The organism is Streptomyces sp. NPDC052036, assembly GCF_040680495.1.
In the GTDB taxonomy this organism is placed as follows: Bacteria; Actinomycetota; Actinomycetes; order Streptomycetales; family Streptomycetaceae; genus Streptomyces.
In genome coordinates this window covers 44,804-66,581 of the sequence record NZ_JBFAWW010000028.1, presented here as the reverse complement: position 1 = coordinate 66,581, position 21,778 = coordinate 44,804, and the positions used below count along the sequence as shown (strand labels likewise).

General features: G+C 73.5%; 19 protein-coding genes and 1 pseudogene. 7 read left to right on the top strand and 13 right to left on the bottom strand.

Annotation, left to right across the window (positions count from 1 at the left end; genetic code table 11):
- Positions 1 to 16: 16 nt before the first annotated feature.
- On the bottom strand, positions 17 to 1,240 hold the full coding sequence (mycP, locus tag AB0L95_RS30180) for a type VII secretion-associated serine protease mycosin (RefSeq protein ID WP_365166868.1): 1,224 nt from the start codon (positions 1,238 to 1,240) through the stop codon (positions 17 to 19).
- Positions 1,237 to 2,883, bottom strand: a complete 1,647-nt coding sequence (locus AB0L95_RS30175) for a hypothetical protein (RefSeq protein WP_365166865.1) — start codon at positions 2,881 to 2,883, stop codon at positions 1,237 to 1,239. Before AB0L95_RS30175 ends, mycP begins: the two co-directional genes overlap by 4 nt.
- A gap of 293 nt (positions 2,884 to 3,176) precedes the next feature.
- On the opposite strand from AB0L95_RS30175, the gene AB0L95_RS30170 reads away from it, so the two are divergent.
- Positions 3,177 to 4,379 carry an amino acid deaminase/aldolase gene (locus tag AB0L95_RS30170; protein WP_365166862.1) on the top strand — a complete coding sequence of 401 codons (1,203 nt, stop codon included), beginning with the start codon at positions 3,177 to 3,179 and terminating at the stop codon, positions 4,377 to 4,379.
- Positions 4,380 to 4,457: 78 nt separating this feature from the next.
- On the opposite strand, the gene AB0L95_RS30165 is transcribed toward AB0L95_RS30170, so the two are convergent.
- The 3 genes from AB0L95_RS30165 to AB0L95_RS30155 are packed head-to-tail and all read right to left on the bottom strand — an operon-like array spanning position 4,458 to position 8,007.
- Positions 4,458 to 5,249, bottom strand: coding sequence for a 3-oxoacyl-ACP reductase (locus AB0L95_RS30165; RefSeq protein ID WP_365166859.1), 792 nt, complete (start codon positions 5,247 to 5,249; stop codon positions 4,458 to 4,460).
- Positions 5,246 to 6,625, bottom strand: coding sequence for an aldehyde dehydrogenase family protein (locus tag AB0L95_RS30160; RefSeq protein ID WP_365166856.1), 1,380 nt, complete (start codon positions 6,623 to 6,625; stop codon positions 5,246 to 5,248). Before AB0L95_RS30160 ends, AB0L95_RS30165 begins: the two co-directional genes overlap by 4 nt.
- A gap of 11 nt (positions 6,626 to 6,636) precedes the next feature.
- A complete protein-coding gene (locus AB0L95_RS30155; RefSeq protein WP_365166853.1) occupies positions 6,637 to 8,007 on the bottom strand; it encodes a glutamine synthetase family protein in 1,371 nt (456 codons plus the stop codon).
- Between the two features lie 75 nt (positions 8,008 to 8,082).
- Here AB0L95_RS30155 and AB0L95_RS30150 point away from each other — a divergent pair, with 75 nt between their 5' ends.
- Both AB0L95_RS30150 and AB0L95_RS30145 read left to right on the top strand, forming a co-directional pair.
- Positions 8,083 to 8,820 (top strand): FCD domain-containing protein, encoded by a 738-nt coding sequence (locus tag AB0L95_RS30150; RefSeq protein WP_365166850.1) that lies wholly within the window; start codon positions 8,083 to 8,085, stop codon positions 8,818 to 8,820.
- Positions 8,821 to 8,898: 78 nt separating this feature from the next.
- On the top strand, positions 8,899 to 9,591 hold the full coding sequence (locus AB0L95_RS30145) for a gamma-glutamyl-gamma-aminobutyrate hydrolase family protein (RefSeq protein WP_365166847.1): 693 nt from the start codon (positions 8,899 to 8,901) through the stop codon (positions 9,589 to 9,591).
- Positions 9,592 to 9,606: 15 nt separating this feature from the next.
- Here AB0L95_RS30145 and AB0L95_RS30140 read toward each other — a convergent pair whose 3' ends face one another.
- Positions 9,607 to 10,524 carry a LysR family transcriptional regulator gene (locus AB0L95_RS30140; protein WP_365166933.1) on the bottom strand — a complete coding sequence of 306 codons (918 nt, stop codon included), beginning with the start codon at positions 10,522 to 10,524 and terminating at the stop codon, positions 9,607 to 9,609.
- A gap of 76 nt (positions 10,525 to 10,600) precedes the next feature.
- On the opposite strand from AB0L95_RS30140, the gene AB0L95_RS30135 reads away from it, so the two are divergent.
- A complete protein-coding gene (locus AB0L95_RS30135) occupies positions 10,601 to 11,725 on the top strand; it encodes a TDT family transporter (RefSeq protein WP_365166844.1) in 1,125 nt (374 codons plus the stop codon).
- On the opposite strand, the gene AB0L95_RS30130 is transcribed toward AB0L95_RS30135, so the two are convergent.
- Together AB0L95_RS30130 and AB0L95_RS30125 are read right to left on the bottom strand one after the other, a co-directional pair.
- Positions 11,691 to 12,410, bottom strand: coding sequence for a helical backbone metal receptor (locus AB0L95_RS30130; RefSeq protein ID WP_365166842.1), 720 nt, complete (start codon positions 12,408 to 12,410; stop codon positions 11,691 to 11,693). The genes AB0L95_RS30135 and AB0L95_RS30130 overlap by 35 nt on opposite strands.
- A 46-nt stretch (positions 12,411 to 12,456) precedes the next feature.
- Positions 12,457 to 13,035 carry an XRE family transcriptional regulator gene (locus AB0L95_RS30125; protein WP_365166839.1) on the bottom strand — a complete coding sequence of 193 codons (579 nt, stop codon included), beginning with the start codon at positions 13,033 to 13,035 and terminating at the stop codon, positions 12,457 to 12,459.
- Between the two features lie 604 nt (positions 13,036 to 13,639).
- Here AB0L95_RS30125 and AB0L95_RS30120 point away from each other — a divergent pair.
- Both AB0L95_RS30120 and AB0L95_RS30115 read left to right on the top strand, forming a co-directional pair.
- Positions 13,640 to 14,569, top strand: coding sequence for a 5'-3' exonuclease (locus tag AB0L95_RS30120; protein ID WP_365166931.1), 930 nt, complete (start codon positions 13,640 to 13,642; stop codon positions 14,567 to 14,569).
- Positions 14,570 to 14,698: 129 nt separating this feature from the next.
- Positions 14,699 to 15,541, top strand: coding sequence for a siderophore-interacting protein (locus AB0L95_RS30115; protein WP_365166837.1), 843 nt, complete (start codon positions 14,699 to 14,701; stop codon positions 15,539 to 15,541).
- A 107-nt stretch (positions 15,542 to 15,648) separates the two neighbouring features.
- Here AB0L95_RS30115 and AB0L95_RS30110 read toward each other — a convergent pair whose 3' ends face one another.
- The 4 genes and pseudogenes from AB0L95_RS30110 to AB0L95_RS30095 form a co-directional block, all read right to left on the bottom strand.
- Complete coding sequence (locus AB0L95_RS30110) at positions 15,649 to 16,425, bottom strand: ABC transporter permease (protein WP_365166834.1); 777 nt, start codon at positions 16,423 to 16,425, stop codon at positions 15,649 to 15,651.
- Complete coding sequence (locus AB0L95_RS30105) at positions 16,422 to 17,435, bottom strand: ATP-binding cassette domain-containing protein (RefSeq protein ID WP_365166831.1); 1,014 nt, start codon at positions 17,433 to 17,435, stop codon at positions 16,422 to 16,424. Before AB0L95_RS30105 ends, AB0L95_RS30110 begins: the two co-directional genes overlap by 4 nt.
- Before the next feature lie 211 nt (positions 17,436 to 17,646).
- Positions 17,647 to 18,297, bottom strand: coding sequence for a PadR family transcriptional regulator (locus AB0L95_RS30100; RefSeq protein WP_365166829.1), 651 nt, complete (start codon positions 18,295 to 18,297; stop codon positions 17,647 to 17,649).
- A gap of 251 nt (positions 18,298 to 18,548) precedes the next feature.
- Positions 18,549 to 19,117: pseudogene (locus tag AB0L95_RS30095) on the bottom strand (GNAT family N-acetyltransferase); the annotation flags it as partial.
- Between the two features lie 137 nt (positions 19,118 to 19,254).
- On the opposite strand from AB0L95_RS30095, the gene AB0L95_RS30090 reads away from it, so the two are divergent.
- Complete coding sequence (locus AB0L95_RS30090) at positions 19,255 to 20,196, top strand: RluA family pseudouridine synthase (RefSeq protein WP_365166827.1); 942 nt, start codon at positions 19,255 to 19,257, stop codon at positions 20,194 to 20,196.
- A 4-nt stretch (positions 20,197 to 20,200) separates the two neighbouring features.
- On the opposite strand, the gene AB0L95_RS30085 is transcribed toward AB0L95_RS30090, so the two are convergent.
- Positions 20,201 to 21,718 (bottom strand): cytochrome P450, encoded by a 1,518-nt coding sequence (locus AB0L95_RS30085; RefSeq protein ID WP_365166825.1) that lies wholly within the window; start codon positions 21,716 to 21,718, stop codon positions 20,201 to 20,203.
- Between the last annotated feature and the right edge of the window lie 60 nt (positions 21,719 to 21,778).

Below are 21,778 nucleotides of genomic sequence, written 5' to 3'. Positions count from 1 at the left end.
TCGGGGAGGACCGCGGTCAGAGGTCCTGGGGGCGTGTTCTGGTCCGGCCGCGCCACAGCACCACCGCCGCCGCCAGCAGCGCCACGCCCAGTCCGCCCGCCAGCGGGACCCCCCAGTCCGGGGAGCCCGTACCGCCGCGGGCCGAGTCGGGACCGGGGCCGAAGTACTTCGTGGCGTACTCGGCCGCCCCGGGGTTCCCCGGCTTGAGCTTCGCCGCCGCCTTGACGGCCGCCGCGGGATCCACGAGGCCGAAGCCGCGGGCGTCGTCCCGGCCGCCGGTGGGGACGTCGCGGGCCGTCTGCTCCAGGAGCCGCTTGATCTGGGCCGGGGTCAGGCCCGGTCGGGCCGCCTTGATCAGCGCGACGACGCCCGAGACGAAGGCGGAGGCCGCGCTCGTGCCCCAGCCCTCGTAGTACTTGCGGTCGGGGTCGGCTATGACGACGTCGACACCGGGCGCGCTGACGGTGGCGTACCAGCGGCGGGTGGAGAAGGAGGCGCGGGTGTCGTTGCGGTCGACGGCGGTCGCGGCGATGACGCCCGGGTAGGCCGCCGGATACGAGATGTGGTCTCCCTTGTCGCCGCCGTTGCCGGCCGAGGCCACGACGACGACGCCCTTCTTCAGGGCGTACTGCACCGCCTCGTCCTCGGCCGCTTCGGGGTGCGCGGAGTCGGAGTCGTCGCCGAGGGAGAGGTTGATGACGTCGGCGCCGTGGTCGGCGGCCCAGCGGATGCCCTCGGCGAGGGCGTTGCCCCGGGTGTTGCGGGCCTTCGTACGGGCCGGGTCGCCGTCCTCCAGGATGACGCGGACCGGGAGGATCTTCGCCTCGGGGGCGATGCCCATGACGCCGTCGGAGTCGCCGATGCCATGGCCGTGACCGGCGATGAGGCCGGCCATGGCGGTGCCGTGCCGTGCCCAGGGGCGGTCGCCCTGCTGGGCGCCGAAGCCCACCATGTCCTTGTCGGGGAGCACATTGCCCGCGAGGTCGGGATGGGTCGCGTCCACACCGGTGTCGAGGACGGCGACGGTGACGCCCTTGCCCTTGGTCGTCTGCCAGACCTGCTGGGCGTGCAGGGCGTCCAGGGCCCACTCCTGGGCGCGGATGCTGTCGGCGTGCGCGACCGTGGAGGGCAGCAGGGCCAGGGAGCCGGCGAGCAGGACGGTCAGGAGGCGCGCACCGGTCCTGGGGCGGGTCGTGACGGCGTCTTCGGCGGCGAGGCGGGGGCTCGTGGCGGGGTTCATGACGGCTTCTCCGTGGCCGCGGTGACCCTCTTGCGGAGGGCGGCGGCGATGCGGTCGGCGAGGCCCGTCGCCTCGTTGCCGAGACCCGCCTGGGCGGGGGCCGTGGTCGCGCCGGTCTTCATGGCGTCCACGGCGGGCTGCGGTTCGGTGACGGTACGGCCGTCGGCGAAGCCGGAGACGGCGTAGACGACGACGGGCAGGTCCGTGCGGATCGAGATCGTCCAGGAGGCGCGCTGGTCGTCGCCGAAGCCCGCCGCGACGGTGCCGTGGGCGGCGTAGGGGCGGGGCATGAGGTCGGTGCGCCGGTCGAGGCCCTCGTTCTTGAAGCGGCGGGCGAGGGCGGTCATGGCGGCGGAGTCGGCCCGGGTGAAGAGCAGGCCGACGGTGGTGACCTCGCTGCGGGTCGCGTCCGTGTAGGTGGCGCGCAGCAGCCGCAGACAGCCGGCGGGGGCGAGGGCCTTGCGCAGCAGCGGGTCGAAGGCGTCCGCGCAGCCGCTGTCGGGGGCGACGGCGACGCGTGTCCAGGTGCGGTCGGCGCCGCCGGGGCCGGCGCCCGGGCCGTGCACGGTGGGCGGGAAGAGCTGGTCGACGGGCGCGTCGTGCCAGAGGCTCCCGGCGACGGCGTACGCCCCCTGCGCCCCCTCTCCGGAACCGCCGCCGACGAGCCAACCGCCGGTCACGGCACCGCCGATGAGCCCGAGACCGAGGACCAGGCAGACGGCGGCCCCGGCGGTGCGGGGGCCCACCAGGATGCCCAGCAGCCGCGGGCGCGCGGTGTCGGCGTCGCGGATGTCGGGTTCGGCGAAGCTGACGACGGGGCGCGGCGAGATGACGCGGCGGGCCGTGTCGGGGCCGGGCCCCAGGCGCGCGGTCGTCTCCACGATGCCCTCGGCGGGCCCCGGCGGTGCGGGGGCCGTCCCGGCGCCCGGCAGGGACACGCCCACGGTGGGCGGTGCGTCCGGGAAGCGCGCGGTGGGCGCCGGCGCGGGCGGGGCGGCGGGCCAGTCCTGCTGGTCGAGCCGGGGGTGGGCGGCGACACCGCGCGCGTAGGCGTCCGAGGCGCCGACGGGGGCGGGGGCCGCCGTGCCGCCGGAGGCCGGGGTCGCCGTGGCACCGGACGGCCGGGGCGCCGGGCCGCCGGAAGCCGTGGGCCGCGCGCCGGCCGCGCCGATCCGGAAGGGCCGCGTGGTCGCACCGGCTTGGGAGGGCGGGGCGACGGGAGCGGACCCGCCCGGCGAACCGTTCGCACCGGCCCGCTCGAAGGAGGCGGGCGCGTCCGTCGGCAGCGACGCGTTCGCCGCGGCCGAGGGCGCGGGGGCCGACGGGTGGCCGGCGGGGCGGGGCGGAGCCGTGCGCGCGGAGGGCCGCTCCTGCGGTGCGGGGATCCTGTGCGGCGGCGCGCTCGGCCGGGGCTGCGCGGCCGGGCGGGCGGGGACGTCCCGCCGGGGTGCGGTGCCCGGCGCGGGCGGCTGCTCGGGGCGGGGCGGAACCTCGGCGTGGTCGCGCGGCCCCGGCACGGGCGGGCCCTGCGGAGCGGGCGGCGTGCGGTCGGGCTGCGCGGAGGCCGTGCCCGGCGGGCTCGACGGGCGGGGCGGATGCGGAGGGCGCGGAGGGATGGAGGCGCGGCGCGCTTCCGTGCTCATGCACCCCCCGTTTCGTTGTGGCCGGGCCGCCCCGGGGTGTCCCGGGGAGTTCGACCGCCCGTGGGAGCGGTCCGTACGCGCGATGCGGACGCACCGCCCGTCCCTGGGCAGGCATACCCGCGTGACCGGACACGCATCCCCCGGTACATACGCCTGGGCGGCGCCCCTCGCTCATCGCGTGCGCGTCACTCTACGGGCTGATGCCCCTCGAACGGGAACCAGACGCCCGCACCGGGGCATCTGCCCGGATCGTCCCCCTACCCTGCGGAATTCGCGTCTGGCAGGCTTCGTTCATGACTGCCCGCGCCGCAGACCGGGCCCGCTACGACCGGGCCACCGCCCATCTCGACGCGCCTGTCGCGATCGTGGACCTGGAGGCGTTCGACGCGAACGCCGACGATCTCCGCCGCAGGGCCGGCGGCAAGCCGATCCGGGTCGCCAGCAAGTCCGTGCGCTGTCGTGCCCTGCTCGAACGGATCCTGGCCCGGGAGGGTTTCGCGGGCATCATGTCCTTCACGCTCGCCGAGTCGCTGTGGCTGGCCCGGTCCGGCTTCGACGACGTGCTGCTCGCCTATCCGTCGGCCGACCGCCGGGGCTTCGCCGAGCTGACGGGCGACCCCAAGCTCGCCGCCTCCGTCACGGTGATGATCGACGACCCGGCCCAGCTGCGTCTCATCGACGGCGCCCGCGAGGGCGGCACCGAAGTGGTACGGGTCTGCCTGGAGTTGGACACCTCGCTGAAGCTGCTCGGGGGGCGGGTGCGGGTCGGTGCGCGGCGCTCACCGCTGCACTCGGCCGCCCAGGTCGCGGAGATGGCCCGGGTGGTGGCGCGTACCCCCGGCTTCCGGCTGGTGGGCCTCATGGCCTACGAGGGCCATATCGCCGGTGTCGGTGACGCGGTGGCGGGGCGGCCGGTGCGCTCGCGGGCCATCCGGCTGATGCAGGCCACGGCTCGCAGGGAGCTGGCCCGGCGGCGTGCCGAGGTGGTGCGTGCCGTCCGGGCCGTGGCGCCGGACCTGGAGTTCGTCAACGGCGGCGGAACGGGCAGTGTGCAGTACACGGCCGCCGAGGACGCGGTGACCGAGATAGCGGCGGGCTCGGGGCTGTATGTGCCGCGGCTGTTCGACAACTACACCTCGTTCCACGGTCGGCCGGCCGCGCTGTTCGCCCAGCCCGTCGTACGCCGGCCGGGGGTGGGCGTGGTGACCGTGCTGGGCGGCGGCTACCCCGCCTCGGGAGCGGCGGGACCCGACCGGCTGCCCGTCCCGTATCTGCCCGAGGGACTTGTCTACGACCCCCAGGAGGGTCCGGGCGAGGTGCAGACGCCGCTGCTGGGCGCACCCGCCGACGACCTTCTCATCGGCGACAAGGTGTGGTTCCGGCACGCCAAGGCGGGCGAGCTGTGCGAGCGGTTCGATGCGCTGCACCTGGTGGCGGGCAACGGGGTCACCGCGACCGTGCCGACCTACCGGGGCGAGGGACACACCTTCCTGTGACGAGCGCCCGGCCGTGCGGGTCCGCGACCGCCGGGACGGCGGCCGCGACCCGGCCCACAGGCCCCCTTCCGCCCGTCCTTACAGCGGCGTGACGTACGCGCCCGAGATGCCGCCGTCCACCAGGAAGTCGGCGGCGTTGACGAAGGAGGAGTCGTCGCTGGCGAGGAACGCGACGGCCGCGGCGATCTCCTCGGCCTCCGCGAACCGCCCGACCGGGATGTGCACGAGGCGGCGTGCGGCGCGCTCGGGATCCTTGGCGAACAGCTCCTGCAGCAGAGGGGTGTTGACCGGCCCGGGGCACAGCGCGTTGACCCGGATGCCCTCGCGGGCGAACTGCACGCCCAGTTCCCGGGACATGGCGAGCACGCCGCCCTTGGAGGCGGTGTACGAGATCTGCGAGGTGGCCGCGCCCATCCGGGCGACGAACGACGCCGTGTTGATGATGGACCCCTTGCCCTGGCGGCGCATATAGGGGATCACGGCCTTGCAGCACAGATAGACAGAGGTCAGGTTGACCTCCTGGACCCGCTTCCAGGCTTCCAGGCCGGTCTCCAGGATGGAGTCGTCGTCGGGCGGTGAGATGCCGGCGTTGTTGAAGGCGATGTCGACGCTGCCGTAGGTGTCGTAGGCGGCCTTGAAGAGCGCTTCGACCTGGTCGGCGTCGGTGACGTCGACCTTCACGAACAGCCCGTCGACCTCGTCGGCGGCGGCCTTGCCGCGGGTCTCGTCGATGTCGCCGCAGATGACATGGGCGCCCTCTGCGGCGAGCCGGCGCGCGGTGGCGAGGCCGATGCCGCTGCCGGCTCCGGTGACGACGGCGGTCCGGCCGACCAGGCGGCGGCAGATGATGTCGGGTGTCTGCGAGGTCACTGTGCGGGGCCCTCCGTGCTGATGAAGACGTTCTTGGTCTCGGTGAAGGCGGTCAGGGCGTCCGGGCCGAGTTCACGGCCGATCCCCGACTGCTTGAAGCCGCCGAAGGGGGTCCAGTAGCGGACGCTGGAATGGGAGTTGACGGACAGATTGCCCGCGCGGACGGCCCCGGCGACCCGCAGCGCGCGGCCGACGTCCCGGGTCCAGACGGAGCCCGAGAGGCCGTAGGAGGTGTCGTTGGCGAGGCGGATCGCGTCGGCCTCGTCCTCGAACGGCAGCACGACGGCGACCGGCCCGAAGACCTCCTCGACGGCCACGCGCGCATGCGGTTCGACACCGGTAAGGACGGTGGGCGGGAACCAGAATCCGGGGCCCTCGGGGGCCTTGCCGCGGATGCCGGGGGCGTCGGCGTCGACGTAGCCGCGGACCCGTTCCAGCTGGGTCCTGGAGATCAGCGGTCCCATCTGGGTGCTCTTCTCGGCCGGGTCGCCGACCACGACCGCTTCGATCGCGGGGGCGAGCAGGTCGAGGAAGCGGTCGCGGGCGGAGCGCTGGACGAGGATGCGGGTGCGGGCGCAGCAGTCCTGGCCGGAGTTGTCGAGGAAGGACATGGGGGCGGCGGCAGCGGCGGCGTCGAGGTCGGCGTCGGCGAAGACGATGTTGGGGCTCTTGCCGCCGAGTTCGAGGGTGACGCGTTTGAGGAGGGCGGAGCCCTTGGCCAGCACGTTTTTGCCCACGGCCGTCGACCCGGTGAAGACGATCTTCGCCACGCCCGGGTGCTCGACGAGTGCGGCGCCCGCGACGGGGCCGTGGCCGGGCAGCACCTGGAACAGTCCGTCCGGCAGGCCCGCCGCAAGCGCCAGTTCGGCCAGGCGCAGGGCCGTGAGGGGGGTCGTCTCGGCGGGTTTGAGCAGCACCGCGTTGCCCGCCGCGAGCGCCGGGGCGGTGCCCCACGCCGCGATCGGCAGCGGGAAGTTCCAGGGCGCGATGACGCCCACGACGCCGAGCGGTTCGAGGATCGTGATGTCCAGCCCGCCCGGGACCGGGATCTGTCGGCCGGTGAGCCGCTCCACTCCCCCGGCCGCGTAGTCGAGCAGATCACGGACGTTGCCCGCCTCCCAGCGGGCGTTGCCGATCGTGTGTCCCGCCTCGCGGACCTCCAGCCACGCGAGTTCTTCGAGGTGTTCGTCGACCGTCACGGCGAACCGGCGCAGCAGCCGGGCACGGTCGCCGGGCGGCAGCGCCGCCCACCGGGACTGCGCCCGGGCGGCGCGTACGACGGCGGCGTCCACGTCGGCCGCGGTGGCGGCGGGGACGGTGGCGACGACCTCCTCGGTGGCCGGGTTGAGTACCTGCAGCTCATGCTCGTTCGGCACGAAAGGACCTCTCACATGCGTTCGAAGGAGCGGCGCAGCTCCCAGTCGGTCACCGCGGCGTCGAAGGCGGCCAGCTCGACGCGGGCCATGTTGAGGTAGTGCGCGACCACCTCGTCGCCGAAGGCGGCCTTGGCGACGGCGCTGTTCTCCCAGAGTTCGGCGGCCTCGCGCAGCGTGGTGGGGATGTGCTCGTACTCGGCGCTGTAGGCGTTGCCGGGGCAGGGGTCGGGGAGCTCCAGCTGCTGCTCGATGCCGTACAGGCCGGCCGCGACCATGCCGGCGACCGCGAGGTGCGGGTTGACGTCGCCGCCGGGCACCCGGTTCTCGAAGCGCAGCGAACGGCCGTGCCCGACCACGCGGAGGGCGCAGGTGCGGTTGTCGTGCCCCCAGGCGACCGCGGTCGGGGCGAAGGAGCCGGGCTGGTAACGCTTGTAGGAGTTGATGCCCGGCGCGTACAGGAGCGTGAACTCGCGCAGGGCGGCGAGCTGTCCCGCGAGGAAGTGCCGCATCACCTGCGACATCCCGCCGGGGTCGTCGGGCGCGCCGGGCATGACGGTACGCCCGTCCTCGTCCGTGAGGGAGAGGTGGATGTGGCAGGAGTTGCCCTCCCGCTCGTTGTACTTCGCCATGAAGGTGAGCGAGACGCCCTCCTGGGCCGCGATCTCCTTGGCACCGGTCTTGTAGAGGGCGTGCTGGTCGCAGGTGACCAGGGCCTCGTCGTACCGGAACGCGATCTCGTGCTGGCCGGGGTTGCACTCGCCCTTGGCGGACTCGACGACGAGGCCGGCGGCCGCCATCTCGTTGCGGATACGGCGCAGCAGGGGCTCGATGCGACCGGTGCCGAGCACGGAGTAGTCGATGTTGTACTGGTTGGCCGGGGTCAGGGCCCGGTAGTTCGCGTCCCAGGCCTGCTCGTAGGTGTCCTTGAAGACGATGAACTCCAGCTCGGTGCCCACCTGGGCGGTGAGTCCCAGGGCGGCGAGGCGCTCCAGCTGGTGCCGCAGGATCCGACGGGGCGCGGCGGCCACGGGGGATCCGTCGCTCCAGGCGAGGTCGGCGACGACCAGGGCCGTGCCCTCGTGCCAGGGCACCCGGCGCAGGGTGCCGAGGTCCGGGTGGAGGGCGAAGTCGCCGTAGCCGCGGTCCCAGGAGGACATCTCGTAGCCGTCGACCGTGTTCATCTCGGTGTCGACGGCGAGGAGGTAGTTGCAGCCCTCCGTGCCGTGCTCCAGCACCTCGTCGAGGAAGAAGCGGGCGGCGAACCGTTTGCCCTGGAGACGCCCTTGCATGTCGGGGAAGGCGAGGACGACGGTGTCGATCTCGCCGCCCGCGACGAGGGCATGGAGTTCCTCGACGCCGAGCGGGGGTGTGCGGTCTGCCACGGAAGGTCTCCTTCGGTCCGCCGAGAGTCATAAGGTATTTCCGAGAACCATTTCTTGGGAAGGGGGCGCGGCCCGATGTCGCAGGCGGAGTCCGGCGGCGGCCCGCGGGACCGGCTGACCCCGGTGCTGCGGCCCGTGCGGGCGGGCAACGGCTTCGAGGAGGCGCTGGAGCAGATCCTCCAGATCGTCCGCCTCGGACTGGTACCCGGAGGCGAACGGCTGCCCGCGGAGCGGGAGTTGGCGGAGCGGCTGGGGATCAGCCGGGTGACGCTGCGCGAGGTGCTGAAGGTGCTCCAGGACCAGGGCCTGGTGGAGTCGCGGCGCGGGCGCTACGGCGGCACGTTCGTGCGGCCCCGGGCCGACGCGGGCGGCGGGGACGAGCTACGCCGGCGGGTCGCGGGCAGCGACATCGAGGACGTGCTGCGGTTCCGCGAGGTGCTGGAGGTGGGGGCGGCGGGCCTGTGCGCGGCCCACGGCCTCACCCGGGAACAGGAGGCGCGGCTGCGGGAGGCGCTGGCGCGCACCCAGGACGCCCCGCTCGCCGAGTACCGGCGGCGGGACACCCTGCTGCATCTGACCCTGGCCGAGCTGTGCGGCTCGCCGTCGCTGACGGCGCAGTACGCGGCCGTCCGCGCGACGGTCAACGACCTGCTGGACTGCATCCCGCTGCTGGTGCGGAACCTGGAGCACTCGCAGCGCCAGCACGAGGCGCTGGTGGAGGCGGTGCTCGACGGGGACGCGGACGGAGCGCGGGAGATGATGCGGGAGCACTGCGCCGGGACGGCGGCGCTGCTGCGGGGGTTCCTGGCGTGAACACACCTCGTGCGGGACACACATCCCAGTGCCGGGTAAAGGTATGAGTTCACTCCATTGGAGCCAGGGGAGGCCGATGTGACCGCACGACCACTGATCGGTGTCAGCACCTATCTGGAGGCCCGCACCCGCTGGGGCCGGTGGGAGCTGGACGCGGCGCTGCTGCCCGCGGGCTATCCGCTGCTGGTGCAGCGGGCCGGCGGACTGGCCGCGATGCTGCCGCCGGACGATCCGGCGCACGCGGCGGCGACGGTGGCCCGGCTGGACGGTGTGGTGATCGCGGGCGGCCCGGACGTCGACCCGTCCCGCTACGGTGCCGAGCGCTCCCCCCGGACCGGTGGGCCGGCGCCCGAGCGGGACGCCTGGGAACTCGCCCTGATCGAGGCGGCGTTGGCCGCCGGCACTCCCCTGCTCGGCATCTGCCGCGGGATGCAGCTGTTGAACGTCGCCCTGGGCGGCACGCTCGTGCAGCACCTCGACGGGCACGCCTCCGCACAGGTGGGGGTGTTCGGACAGCACACGGTCAAGCCGGTGCCGGGCACCCGGTACGCGGAGGCGGCGCCGGAGCCGGTGTCCGTGCCGACGCACCACCATCAGGCGGTGGACCGGCTCGGGGCGGGGCTGGTGGTTTCGGCCCACGCCGAGGACGGCACGGTCGAGGCGGTGGAACGGCCCGGGGGCGACTGGGTGCTGGGCGTCCAGTGGCATCCGGAGATGGGCGAGGACGTACGGGTGATGAAGGCACTGGTGCGGGCCGCGTCGACCCCCTGACCGCGGCGGCGCCCGCTACCCGCGCGTCAGTCCCAGCAGGTCCCGCCCCGGGCCCGTCGGCCGGTGGCCCGTGCGCCACACGGCCCGCAGCGCCCGGTCCAGTCGTACGCCCTCCACGGGGACGCTCACGAGGCGGCGGGCCGAGAGTTCCTCCCCGACGGCGAGTTCGCTCAGCACCGCCGGACCCGCCCCGCTGACCGCGGAGGCCTTGACCGCCGTCGTCGAGGACAGTTCGAGCAGGGGGCGCGCCAGGCCCCCCAGGGCCGTCTGGAGGACCTGCCGGGTGCCCGAGCCCTCCTCCCGGAGGATCAGCGGGGTCGAGGCCAGTTCCCCGGCGGACAGGGGCGCACGACGGCGCGCCCAGGGGTGCCCCGGGGCCGTCACCACGATGAGGCGGTCGTGGGCGACGACGGCGGCGTCCAGACCCGTCGGCACGGTGAGGCCCTCCACGAAACCCAGGTCCGCCTCGTCCGCGAGCAGACGTCCGGCGACCGCCGCCGAGTTCCCGGCCAGCAACGACACCGCCGTGTCCGGGCGTTGGGCCCGTAGCGCGACCAGCCAGCCGGGCAGCAGATACTCCGCGATCGTCATGCTCGCGGCCACCCGCAGCCGCGAGTCCCGGCGGCCCCGCAGCGCCTGTGCCCCCGCGTCGAACGCCTCCGCCGCCTCCACGATCCGCTGCGCCCAGTCGGTGACCAGCGCCCCCGCGTCGGTCAGCCGTGAGCCGCGCGGCGAGCGGTCCACCAGCGCCACGCCGAGCTGCCGCTCCATCGACCGGATCCGGCTGCTGGCCGCGGGCTGGGTGATCCCCAGCTCCCGCGCCGCACGCCCCAGACTGCCCAGCCGGGCGACGGCGAGCAGCAGCTCCAAAGCCCCCAGGTCCGGCACCCGGCGGGCCAGACCGGCCACCGGGATCCCCTCGTCGTCCGCCATGCTCATAAGACCAGCTTATGCCCTCATAGAGGCATAGTCCCTGGTCGGCGGGGCGGTCCTGGGAGATGGTGCAGTCATGGTCACCGCAGCCCAGCCCCTGGTCCTTCCCTGCGCCCCCCGGCGTCGCGCCACAGCCGTCCGCCACCTCGGCCCGAACTGGTACGCCTCCGTCATGGGCACGGCGATCGTGGCGACGGCCGGTGCGGGGCTGCCCGACGCCGCGCGGATGCCGGGGCTGCGGACCGCCTGCGCGGCCGTCTGGGCGCTCTCGCTGGCCCTGCTCGTGCTCCTCCTCGGCGCCCGCGCCCTGCACTGGATCCACCACCGCGACCAGGCCCGCGCCCATCTCCGCGACCCTGCCATGGCCCCCTTCTACGGCTGCCTCGCCATGGCCCTGCTCGCCGTGGGCGGCGGTGCCATGACGGTGGGCCGGGACTGGATCGGGCCCGGCCCCGCCGTCGCCCTGGACACCGTCCTGTTCACCGCCGGCAGCGCCGCCGGGCTGGCCGTCGCCGTGGCCGTGCCGTATCTGATGGTCGCCCGGCATCGCATCGAACCGGACCAGGCCGGCCCGGTGTGGCTGCTGTGTCTGGTCGCCCCCATGGTCTCCGCGGCCCAGGGACCGCTGCTGGTCCCGCATCTGCCCGCCGGGCAGGGCCGGGAGACGCTGCTGCTGTGCTGTGTGGCGATGTTCGGGCTGAGCCTCCTGGCCACGCTCGTGATGCTGCCGCTCATCCTCGCCCGGCTGATCATCAGGGGCCCGCTGCCGCTCGCGCAGACGCCGGCCCTGTTCCTGGTCCTCGGTCCGCTCGGCCAGTCCGTCACCGCCACCGGCGCGTTCGCGGCCGTCGCGGCGGGGGTCGTAGCGCCGCAGTACGCCCGCGGATTCGACGTCCTCGCCCTGCTCTACGGCGTTCCGGTGCTGGGCTTCGCCCTGCTGTGGCTGGCCCTCGCCGGCGCCCTGACGGTGCGCGCACGGCGGCGGGGCATGGGGTTCACGATGACCTGGTGGGCGTTCACGTTCCCGGTCGGCACCTGTGTCACCGGCGCGGAGGCGCTGGCCCGGCGCACCGGGCTCACTGCCTTCGACGCGCTCGCGACCGGGCTGTATGTGCTGCTCGTCGCCGCCTGGGCCGTCGCCGCCTGCCGCACGGGCCGGGGAGTCGTCAGCGGGGAGCTGCTCGCAGCGCCTCGGCGATGACGCGCGGCGCCTCGGCCAGGGAGGGGCCGTACCAGGTGAGGTGACGTCCGTCGACCAGTGCGCACGGCGTCCCCGGGAACGCCTCCGGGCCGTCCTCGGCCGTGAAGCGGTAGGGCTCGTCGGGCAGCACCACGACGGAAGGGGCCGCCGCGTGCAGCTCCTCCAGGGGGATCCGCGGATAGCGCTCCGGGTGCGCCGCGTACACGTTGTCCACGCCGAGCCGGGCCAGGACGTCCCCGGCGAAGGTGTCGCGGCCCAGCACCATCCAGGGCCGCCGCCAGACGGGCACCACGGCGCTCGTACGGCGCTCGGGCACCGGCAGCCGCGCCCAGGCGGCGCGGGCCTCCTCCAGCCAGCGCGGCCGGGCGGGCGCCCCGCACGCGGCCACGACCCGCTCCAGTTCGCGGAAGGCCCCCGGCACGTCCCTCACCTCGGTGACGAGGACCGTCAGTCCCGCCGCGCGCAGGGCGGCGAGATCCGGCTCGCGGTTCTCCTCCTCGTTGGCGAGCACCAGGTCGGGGGCGAGCTGGACGATCCGCTCGACCTTGGGGTTCTTGGTGCCGCCGATCCGGACGACATCGAGGTCCTGGGGGTGGCTGCACCAGTCGGTCGCGCCGACCAGCGCGCCGGGCACGGAGGCGGCCACGGCCTCGGTCAGCGACGGGACGAGCGAGACGACACGCATCGAGGCCTCCTCGGACCCGGCGGGCGGTGACGGGGACCCGGCGGGGTCAGCGGCGTCGGCGGGCGGGGTCCTCGACCGCCTCGACATGGTCGGAGACCGCGACGACGATCACCCGGGTGTCCGGCACGGTCGCCCGCCAGCGGTGGCGCACTCCCCCGCTCAGATACAGGGTGTCGCCGCGCCCGAGGCGGTGCGCCCGGCCCTCCGCCTCCACCTCGACGGCGCCCTCGACGACGTACATCAACTCGTCGTTGCGGTGCTGGAATTCACGGCCCTCGTCATGGTCCCCGATGAACTCCATCGCATGCAGCTGATGGTGTCCGCGCACCAGCGGGCGCACCAGCGCCCGGCCGGGCTCGACGGCCTCGTCGACGGCGCGCAGGACGTCCACGCTGCACGCCGGGTCGGCCGCCGCGAGCAGTTCGACGGCGGTGGTGCCGAGCGCGTCGGCGATCCGCTCCAGGGAGGGACGGCTGGGGCGCGCCCGCTCGTTCTCGACCTGGCTCAGGAAGGGGACGGACAGGCCGCTGCGCCGGGCCACGACGGCGAGGGTGAGCTCCAGCGCCCGGCGCCGCCGTCGGACGGCAGCGCCCACCCGAAGGGGCTGTTCTTTGTGGTCGCCCATCGCTCCGGCTCCCTCCCTGGCTCGTCGGTCCGACCGCCCTGCACGGCAGACACGCCGCCGGGCCCGATGATGCATCGCTGCACTGCTTCTGTTGAGTTGTCTGCACCCTACGCATGTTCGGCAAACCGTTTCATGCGCCCGTCACATCGGTGTCACATACAAGAGTGGTGAGGGTCCCGGTTCGCGCCACCGGACGAGCCATTCCGCCGCCCCGCGCACGCCGTCCACGTACTGAACGAAAGCGCTGATCAGAGGTGCTGCCAGCACCTCCGCCAGGGCTCCGCCGAGGTCCGGAGCAGGGCGGTCGGCCGGGTTCCGGAGGCCGGAGCGGAGCATCCCGCCGGTCGGGGGTCCCGGGGTCGTCCGGGGGGCCCGAGCAGCACGGGCGGGACCGGGGTTGCCGGTGCGGCGGACGGCACCCCCGGGGCGGCCGGGAGACGGTGCGGCGGCCCCCGGGAGCCGATCGGGTTGTCCGGATCCCACTCGTACGTCCGTACGGATCGGACCGTACGCCTGTGCGGAAGCCGGGTCCACCGCCGAGGACCGGCCGGCCCCGGACAGCCCCCCGGGAGCCTTCGGGTCGCTGTCGGTGCCGTACGGCATGATGCGGAAGGTGACCCGACGCCTGATGCTCCTCGACACCGCCTCGCTCTACTTCCGCGCCTACTTCGGCGTCCCGGAGTCCGTGAAGGCCCCGGACGGCGCACCGGTGAACGCCGTGCGCGGGCTGCTCGACTTCATCGACCGCCTGGTCCGGGACCACCGCCCGGACGAGCTGGTCGCCTGCATGGACGCGGACTGGCGCCCGCAGTGGCGGGTCGAGCTGATCCCGTCCTACAAGGCACACCGGGTGGCCGAGGAGCACGCGGCGGGCCCGGACGAGGAGGAGGTGCCGGACACGCTCTCCCCCCAGGTGCCGGTCATCGAGGAGGTACTGGACGCGCTGGGCATCGCGCGCGTCGGCGTGGCGGGGTACGAGGCGGACGACGTGATCGGCACGTTCACGGCCCGCGCGAAGGGCCCGGTCGACATCGTGACCGGCGACCGCGATCTGTACCAGCTGGTCGACGACGCGCGCGGGGTGCGCGTGCTGTATCCGCTCAAGGGCGTCGGCACGCTCCAGCTCACGGACGAGGCGGTCCTGCGCGAGAAGTACGGCGTCGACGGCCCCGGTTACGCGGATCTGGCGCTGTTGCGCGGCGACCCGAGCGACGGGCTGCCGGGGGTGCCGGGCATCGGCGAGAAGACCGCCGCCAAACTGCTCGCGCAGTTCGGGGACCTCGCGGGGATCATGGCCGCGGTGGACGACCCGAAGTCCGCACTCACCGCGGCCCAGCGCAAGCGGCTCGACGAGGCACGGCCGTACGTGGCGGTCGCGCCGCAGGTCGTACGGGTCGCCGGCGACGTCCCCCTGCCGGAGGTCGGCACGGCCCTGCCGCACGCGCCGCGCCACCCTGCGGCCCTGGACGGACTGGCGGCCCGCTGGGGCCTGGGCAGCTCACTGCAGCGCCTGCTCACCACGCTCGGCACCTGAGTGCCGGCTCCGCAGCGGCGCGCCCGACGCACTTCCCCGAAACATGCCGGCCGCCCTTCCCTGAAAGAGGTGTTGACGGGTATGAGATGCTAACTTAGGTAACCCTAAGCAATGATTGGGGAGGCCGTCATGGCAGAGCGCCCGGCAGGCAGAGCACGCAAGGCCCACGCGGCGCAGGTCGTCCGCACGGAGCGGCTGACTCCGCACATGCAGCGGGTGGTGCTGGGCGGCGAGGGGCTCGCCGAGTTCGCCGCGGGCAGTTGCACGGACCACTATGTGAAGCTGCTCTTCCCGGCCGAGGGCGTCACCTATCCCGAGCCCTTCGACATGCAGCGCATCCGCGAGGAGTTCCCGCGTGAGCAGTGGCCGGTGACGCGGACGTACACGGTGCGCGGCTGGGACCCCGAGCACCGTGAACTGACCCTGGACTTCGTCATCCACGGCGACGAGGGCCTGGCCGGCCCCTGGGCGCTGCGCGCTCAGCCGGGCGAGACCGTGCGGTTCATGGGTCCCGGCGGCGCCTACGCCCCGGACGCGAGCGCCGACTGGCATCTGCTCGCCGGGGACGAGAGCGCACTGCCGGCGATCGCGGCCGCCCTGGAGGCACTGCCCGACGGCGCCGAGGCATACGCCTTCGTGGAGGTCGCGGGCCGCGAGGAGGAGCAGAAGATCGACTCCGATGTGGAGGTCGTCTGGCTGCACCGCGGCGACCGCCCGGTCGGCGAGGCCCTGGTCGAGGCGGTGCGGGCGCTTCGGTTCCCCGAGGGCCGGCCGCACGCGTTCGTCCACGGCGAGGCCGGCTGGGTGAAGGAGCTGCGCCGGCTGCTGCGCGTCGAGCACCAGATCCCGCGCGAGGACCTCTCCATCTCCGGCTACTGGCGCCTCGGCCACAACGAGGACGGCTGGCAGGCGTCCAAGCGGGACTGGAACGCCCGCATCGAGGCAGAGCAGGAGAGCGCGTCCGCCGCGTGAGGACCGCGGAAGAAGACGGAAGAACCGGGAAGAACCGGGAAGACGCACAGGGGCGGCACCTGCGCGGTGCCGCCCCTTCGCGTACGCGGATCAGACCGGCCGGGGGATCAGACCGACCGCTGGTAGGACCGGAACGTGCCGATCGACAACCACACCGCGGCGATCGCGAGCCCCAGCAGCGCCCCGCCGCGGCCGAGCGCATCGCCCCAGTCGGGGTGCGCGGACATCGCCGAACGGCCCGCGACCATCGCCCAGTCGAGCGGGTTGAAGTCGGCGACGTGGCGGATCCACGAGGGCATCTGCGAGGGCGCCATGAAGGCGGAGGACAGGAAGGTCAGCGGGAGCAGCAGGAAGGTGTTGATCCCGATGATCGACTCCCTCTCCCGCACCAGCATGCCCAGCGCGTTGGACAGCGCCCCGAAGACGGTGCCGAGCAGCACCGAGGCGACGACGAGCACGGCGACACCGCCGATGCCGCCCGGGTAGTCGGCGCCGCCCAGCAGACCGAGCAGCACGATGACGACCGACTGCAGGGCCGTGATCAGACCGTTGTTGACGACGTTGCCGTTCATCAGCGCGGCCCGGCTGACCGGCGTGGTCAGAAAGCGGTTGAGCGTGCCCCGCTGGATCTCCTCCAGGGTCCCCATGCCCGCCCACATGTTGGAGCTGAGGGCACTCATCACCACCACGCCCGGGACGAGGTAGTCCAGATACGAGGTGGTGCCGAAGCCGCCGAGTTCGACGACCTTCTTGAACAGGCCGCCGAAGAGGAACAGCCAGATCACCGGCTGGATCAGGGTGATGACCGCGTACGCGGGCTGCCGGGCGAAGACCATCAGCTGACGCCTGGTCATGTACCAGGTCTCGGAGAGCGAGGCACTCATCGGGCACCTCCCGCGAGGACGAGGGCGTCGGCGCCGAGGGACGCCGCCTCGGAGTAACGGCGGCCCGCGTACCGGAGATAGACGTCGTCGAGCGAGGGGCGGGCGACGGTCACGGAGGCCACACCCGACCCGGCCCGCTCCAGCGCGCCGAGCAGCGCGGGCACGGCGGCCGCTCCGTCGTCGGCGCGGACGCTGACACGGCGCCCGTCGAACAGGACCTCGTGCACGCCCGGGAGCGCCCCTAGGGCGCCCCGCAGCGCTGCCCGTGCGCCGTCTTCGAGCGTCTCGCGCAGCTCCACATGGACGGCGTCGCCGCGCAGTTCGCCCTTGAGCGCGTCGGGAGTGCCCTCGACCACGACCCGGCCGCGGTCGACGATCGCGATGCGGTCGGCGAGCCGGTCGGCCTCCTCCAGATAGTGCGTGGTGAGCAGGATGGTCAGTCCCTCGTCACCGGCGAGCCGGGCGATCTCGTCCCACATCGCAGTGCGCGCCTCCGGATCGAGACCGGTGGTGGGTTCATCGAGGAAGAGCACATCGGGGCGGTGGACGAGCCCGAGAGCGACGTCGAGGCGGCGTCGCATACCGCCGGAGTACCCCTTGACCTGACGCCGGGCGGCCTCGGTGAGGGTGAAGCGCTCCAGGAGTTCGTCCACGCGCGCGGTGAGCCGGCGACCCCTCACCCCGTAGAGGCGACCCTGGAGTTCGAGGTTCTCGCGGCCCGTGGCGACAGGGTCGGCTCCCGAGTTCTGCGCCACCACCCCGATCGTCCTGCGGACCCGGTCCGGGTGGCGCAGGACGTCGTGCCCGGCGACGGTGGCCGAGCCCGAGTCGGGGCGGGCCAGGGTGGTGAGGATCTTGACGGTGGTGGACTTGCCGGCGCCGTTCGGGCCGAGGAGCCCGAAGACGGTACCGGGTTCGACGGTGACGTCCAGGCCGTTCAACGCGGTGACGTCACCGGGATAGGTCTTGACGAGCTGACGCGCCTGCACTGCGGGCGCACGGGTGTTCATGACGGCTGTTCTCCTCATGAGCTGCATGAGCGGGGTGGTCGGGATCCGCTGTGCGCGGAAGGACGACTGATCCGCGTGAGGAGCGCCGGGCTATCCTGGGTGTGCCGCACCTCGATCGCCTGGATGTGCCTCACGGCGGATTCAGCTCGGGGTTCGAGACCCCGGCCGGGCTGCTGCAACAGCCCGGCCGGGGTCTTTGCCGCTACGGCGGCTACGGTCCGTTCACGTCGCCGCCCTCCGCCTTCCGGTACGCCTCCGGGATCTCTCCCGTCTCGTGAAAGGTCCGCCACTCCCCTACGCCGGGAAACGTGCCGGACTGGAGCTCCGCGAGGAGGCCGCGTACCCATGCGGCCTCCGCCTCGACCATGTGGAGCTCGTACTCGCTCTCGATCAGAAAGAGCCGGGGCAGGGTCTCGTGGAGCTTGTCCAGCACGCCCCGCAGGGCCGCCGCCCGCACATCCAGGCCGCCCAGCCGCTCCGCGAGCAGACGGGCCACCTCCTCGGGGTGGAGCACGCCCATCAGCGACAGTGCCGCCTCGAAGACGGGGAACTCCGCCACCGGGACGGCCAGCAGGTCCGACAGCCACTCGGTGGCCTCTACCCGGCCGGCGTCCGTGATGCCGTAAAGCGTGCGTTCGGGGCGGTTGCCCTGGCGCTGCACCTCGGCGACCTCGACGAAACCGTGCTTCTGCAGGTTCTGGACGACGGTGTACAGCGAGCCGTAGTTGATCTTCAGACTGGTGTCCTTGCCGCGGCGGCGCAGGGTCTGAGCGATCTCGTACGGGTGCATCGGCCGCTCGATGAGCAGCACCATGACCGCGAGCGCGAGCGGATTGCTGAGCTTCCGGCGCTTTGTCGCCATAGGGGTGTCACCTCGCCTCCGAATATCCGTGGCCGAACATATCGCGACTCATCGCTCGGCGCAATACACACGACATATCGCGAACGGAGGGTCGGCGCAAGGGGGCACCTGGGCCCGCGGGTGGGCACGGCGCCGCGTCCCGGCATGCCGGCATGCCGAAAACGGGCCGCCGCCCGGCTCCCCTGCCGGGCGGCGGCCCTCACGAAGGCGGCCTCCTTGGCCTCCTGCCTTTCCTGGCCCTCCGGGGCCGCGTCGCCCCGGACCCGGGCGTGCAGGTGCAGGTCGTGCCAGCCGTCCGGATGGAGCAGGGCACTGCGCTTGGTGCCCTCGAGGGCGAAGCCCGTCCTCGTCGCGACCCGGCAGGACGCCTCGTTGCATGCGTCAGTTCGAGGCGGTGGAATCCGATGACGTCGAAGGCCCAGCCGGTGGGCACGGTCACCGCACGCGAGGCCACACCCCGGCCGCGGGCGGCCGGGACCGTCCAGTACGCGACCTCGGCCACACCGTCCGCCAGCTCCATGTTGCGCAGCGCCGCACGGCCGAGCAGTCGATCGGTGCCGGCGTCCGCCACCGCCCACTGGGCGTTGCGCTCCCCCTCCCAGGACCGCACCCACTCGTCGATCCAGCCGGTGACCTCGTCCTCGGAGTCGGCGGCGGACAGATGCCACCGGCGCATGGCCGGGTCCTGGAACGCCTGGTACGCCGACGGCGCGTCCGCGGCCGACCAGGGCCGCAGGACCAGGCCGTCGCCGGTGAGGGTGGGCTGGGGGGTGCGGGCAAGGGTTCCGGGAGGCAGGACGTCGCCGACGAGGTAAGGCATGCGCGCCATCCTGTCAGCGGGTCGGGGCGGGGCCCAGGGGATTTCGCCCCTTTTGGCACCGGGTCCGCCGACAGCCGCGCCGGCCCCGCTCCGCCGCGTGCCCGGGGCCGCCTCGGCACCTCGTACGCTTGGCCGTGATGCGACGCAAGACCCGGATCCCGCCCCCTCCCCTCCCCCAGCGCGACGGGGTCGATCCGGTGCGGGTGCGCCTGCCGTTCGGGCAGGAGTGGGCCACCGTGCGGGACCACCTCGTCGCACGGCTCGCGGCCGGGGACGGGGTCATCGACGAAATGTTCGACGCGGGGCTGATCGTCGGGGCGGACGGGCGGGCCGTCGCACGCGACACGGCCTATGTGCCCGGTATGTATGTGTGGTTCCACCGTGATCTGCCCGCCGAGGTACGGGTGCCGTACCCCGTCGAGGTGGTGTACCGCGACGAGCACATCGTCGTCGCCGACAAACCGCACTTCCTCGCCACCACCCCGCGCGGCAGTCATGTCACCGAGACCGCCCTCGCCCGGCTCCGGCGCGACCTCGGCATTCCGGCGCTGGGCGCCGCGCACCGGCTGGACCTGCTCACCGCGGGCCTGGTGTTGTTCACCGTGCGCCCCGAGGACCGCGGCGCCTACCAGTCGCTGTTCCGCGACCGACAGGTCACCAAGGAGTACGAGGCCATCGCCCCGTACGACCCTGCGGTGCCCCTGCCGCGCACGGTACGCAGCCGGATCGTGAAGGAGCGCGGGGTCCTCGCGGCCCGCGAGGTGCCCGGCGAGCCCAACGCCGTCAGCCGGATCGAGCTGCTGGACCACCGGGCGGGCCGCGGACGCTACCGGCTGCTCCCCGCCACCGGGCAGACCCATCAGCTCCGGGTGCACATGGCCGCGTCGGGGCTGCCGATCCTCGGCGATCCGCTCTACCCGGTGGTGACCGGCCCGCGGCCGGCCGGTGACTTCCGGCGCCCGCTCCAACTGCTGGCGCGGGTCCTGGAGTTCACCGATCCGGTCACGGGGCACGCCCACCGTTTCGTCAGCGGGCGGGTGCTCGAAGCCTGGTCGGCGTACGAGGACTGGGCCCGGTAGCGGTTCAGTCCCCGCGCCACCAGCGCAGCACCCGCTGCCACAAGCCGGGACGGCGCGGCGGTTCCGCGTCCCGCCGCGGATGTGCGGCCGACTCCGTCGGAGTCGAGCGCGCGGCCGATTCCGGCGGCAGCGGCCAGCCCGCCGCCAGTTCGGTGGTCTTCGGCCCGTCGGTCGTGATCAGCCAGCCGGGGCGCTGGGCGGGCAGCGGGCGCAGGGCCGGCCGTTGTGTCACGTCCTGCGGCGGCCTCGACTCGAACCGCACCGGCAGCTCCACCAGATGCCGGGACGCGATGGACGCCGTCCATCGCAACTCCTCCTCCGGGCAGTCCAGCCGGATGTCCGGCAGCCGCATCAGCAGCGCGTCGATGCCGGTGTCGGCGATGGCGCGGCCGATGTCCTGGCCCGGGCATTCGTGCGGGCCGCCGCCGAAGGCGAGGTGGGAGCGGTTGCCCTGCATGCTGGCGGACAGGTCGGGCCTTACGCGCGGGTCGAGGTTGCCCGGCGCGATACCGAAGAGCAGCCCGTCCCCCTTGCGGATGCGCTGGCCGCCCAGCTCGGTGTCCTGCTTGGCGAAGTAGCCGAGGATGCCGCTGAACGGCGGCTCGTCCCACAGGGACTGCTCGACCGCCTCCGGCACCGTCATCTGCCCGCCGTTGAGCTGGGCCCTGAAGCGCGGGTCGGTGAGGATCACGCGCAGCACGTTGGCGATGAGGTTGGCCGTCGCCTCGTAGGCGGCGATCAGGACCAGCCGCAGATGCTCCCGGATCTCGTCGTCGGTCAGCCGTGCCGGGTGGTTGACGAGGTGGGTGGTGAAGTCCTCCTCGGGCTGGGTACGGCGGCGGGCGGTGAGCCGGGTCAGGGCGTCCACGATGTACTGGTTGCTGGCGATCGCGGTCTCGGTGCCCTTGAGCATGTCGCGCGCGGCGTGCACGATCCGGTCGTTGTACTCGTCGGCCATGCCGAGGACCTCGCACATCACCGCCATCGGCAGATGGTCGGCGAACTGGCCGACCAGGTCGGCCCGGCCCTCCTCGCAGAACCGGTTCACGAGGCTCTGCGTCGCCCGGTTGATGTACCGGCGCAGTCCCCGGTAGTCGATGGTCGACATCGCGCCGGTGACCGCGCCGCGCAGCCGCAGGTGCTCGTCGCCCTCGGCGTAGGAGCAGATCGGCTGCCAGGCGAAGTGCGGGGTGAGCGGGTGGTCGGGCTTGACCCGGCCGGACCTCAGCAGCTCCCAGGTACGGCTGTCCCGGGTGAACTGCGAGGGAGAGCGCACCATGTGCAGGTTCTCGCTGTGACCGAGCACCACCCACATCGGCACGTCGTCGTGGATCAGCACCGGGGCCACGGCGCCGTGCTCGGCACGGAGTTTCTCGTACAGGGCTCCCAGGTCCTCCGCCTCGGGCCCGTACAGCCGGCGCGCTCCGCCGGGTCCGAGGGAGTGGACCGGACAGCCGGGCGGCGGCACTGGGGCGTCGGCGGCGGGGTCCCGGTCGGTGCGGGAGTGGGATTCAGGCGTCACGATGGTCGCTCCGGAGCGTCGGGGGGCACGAGGCGTGGGAAGGGGGAACGCACGTCGAAA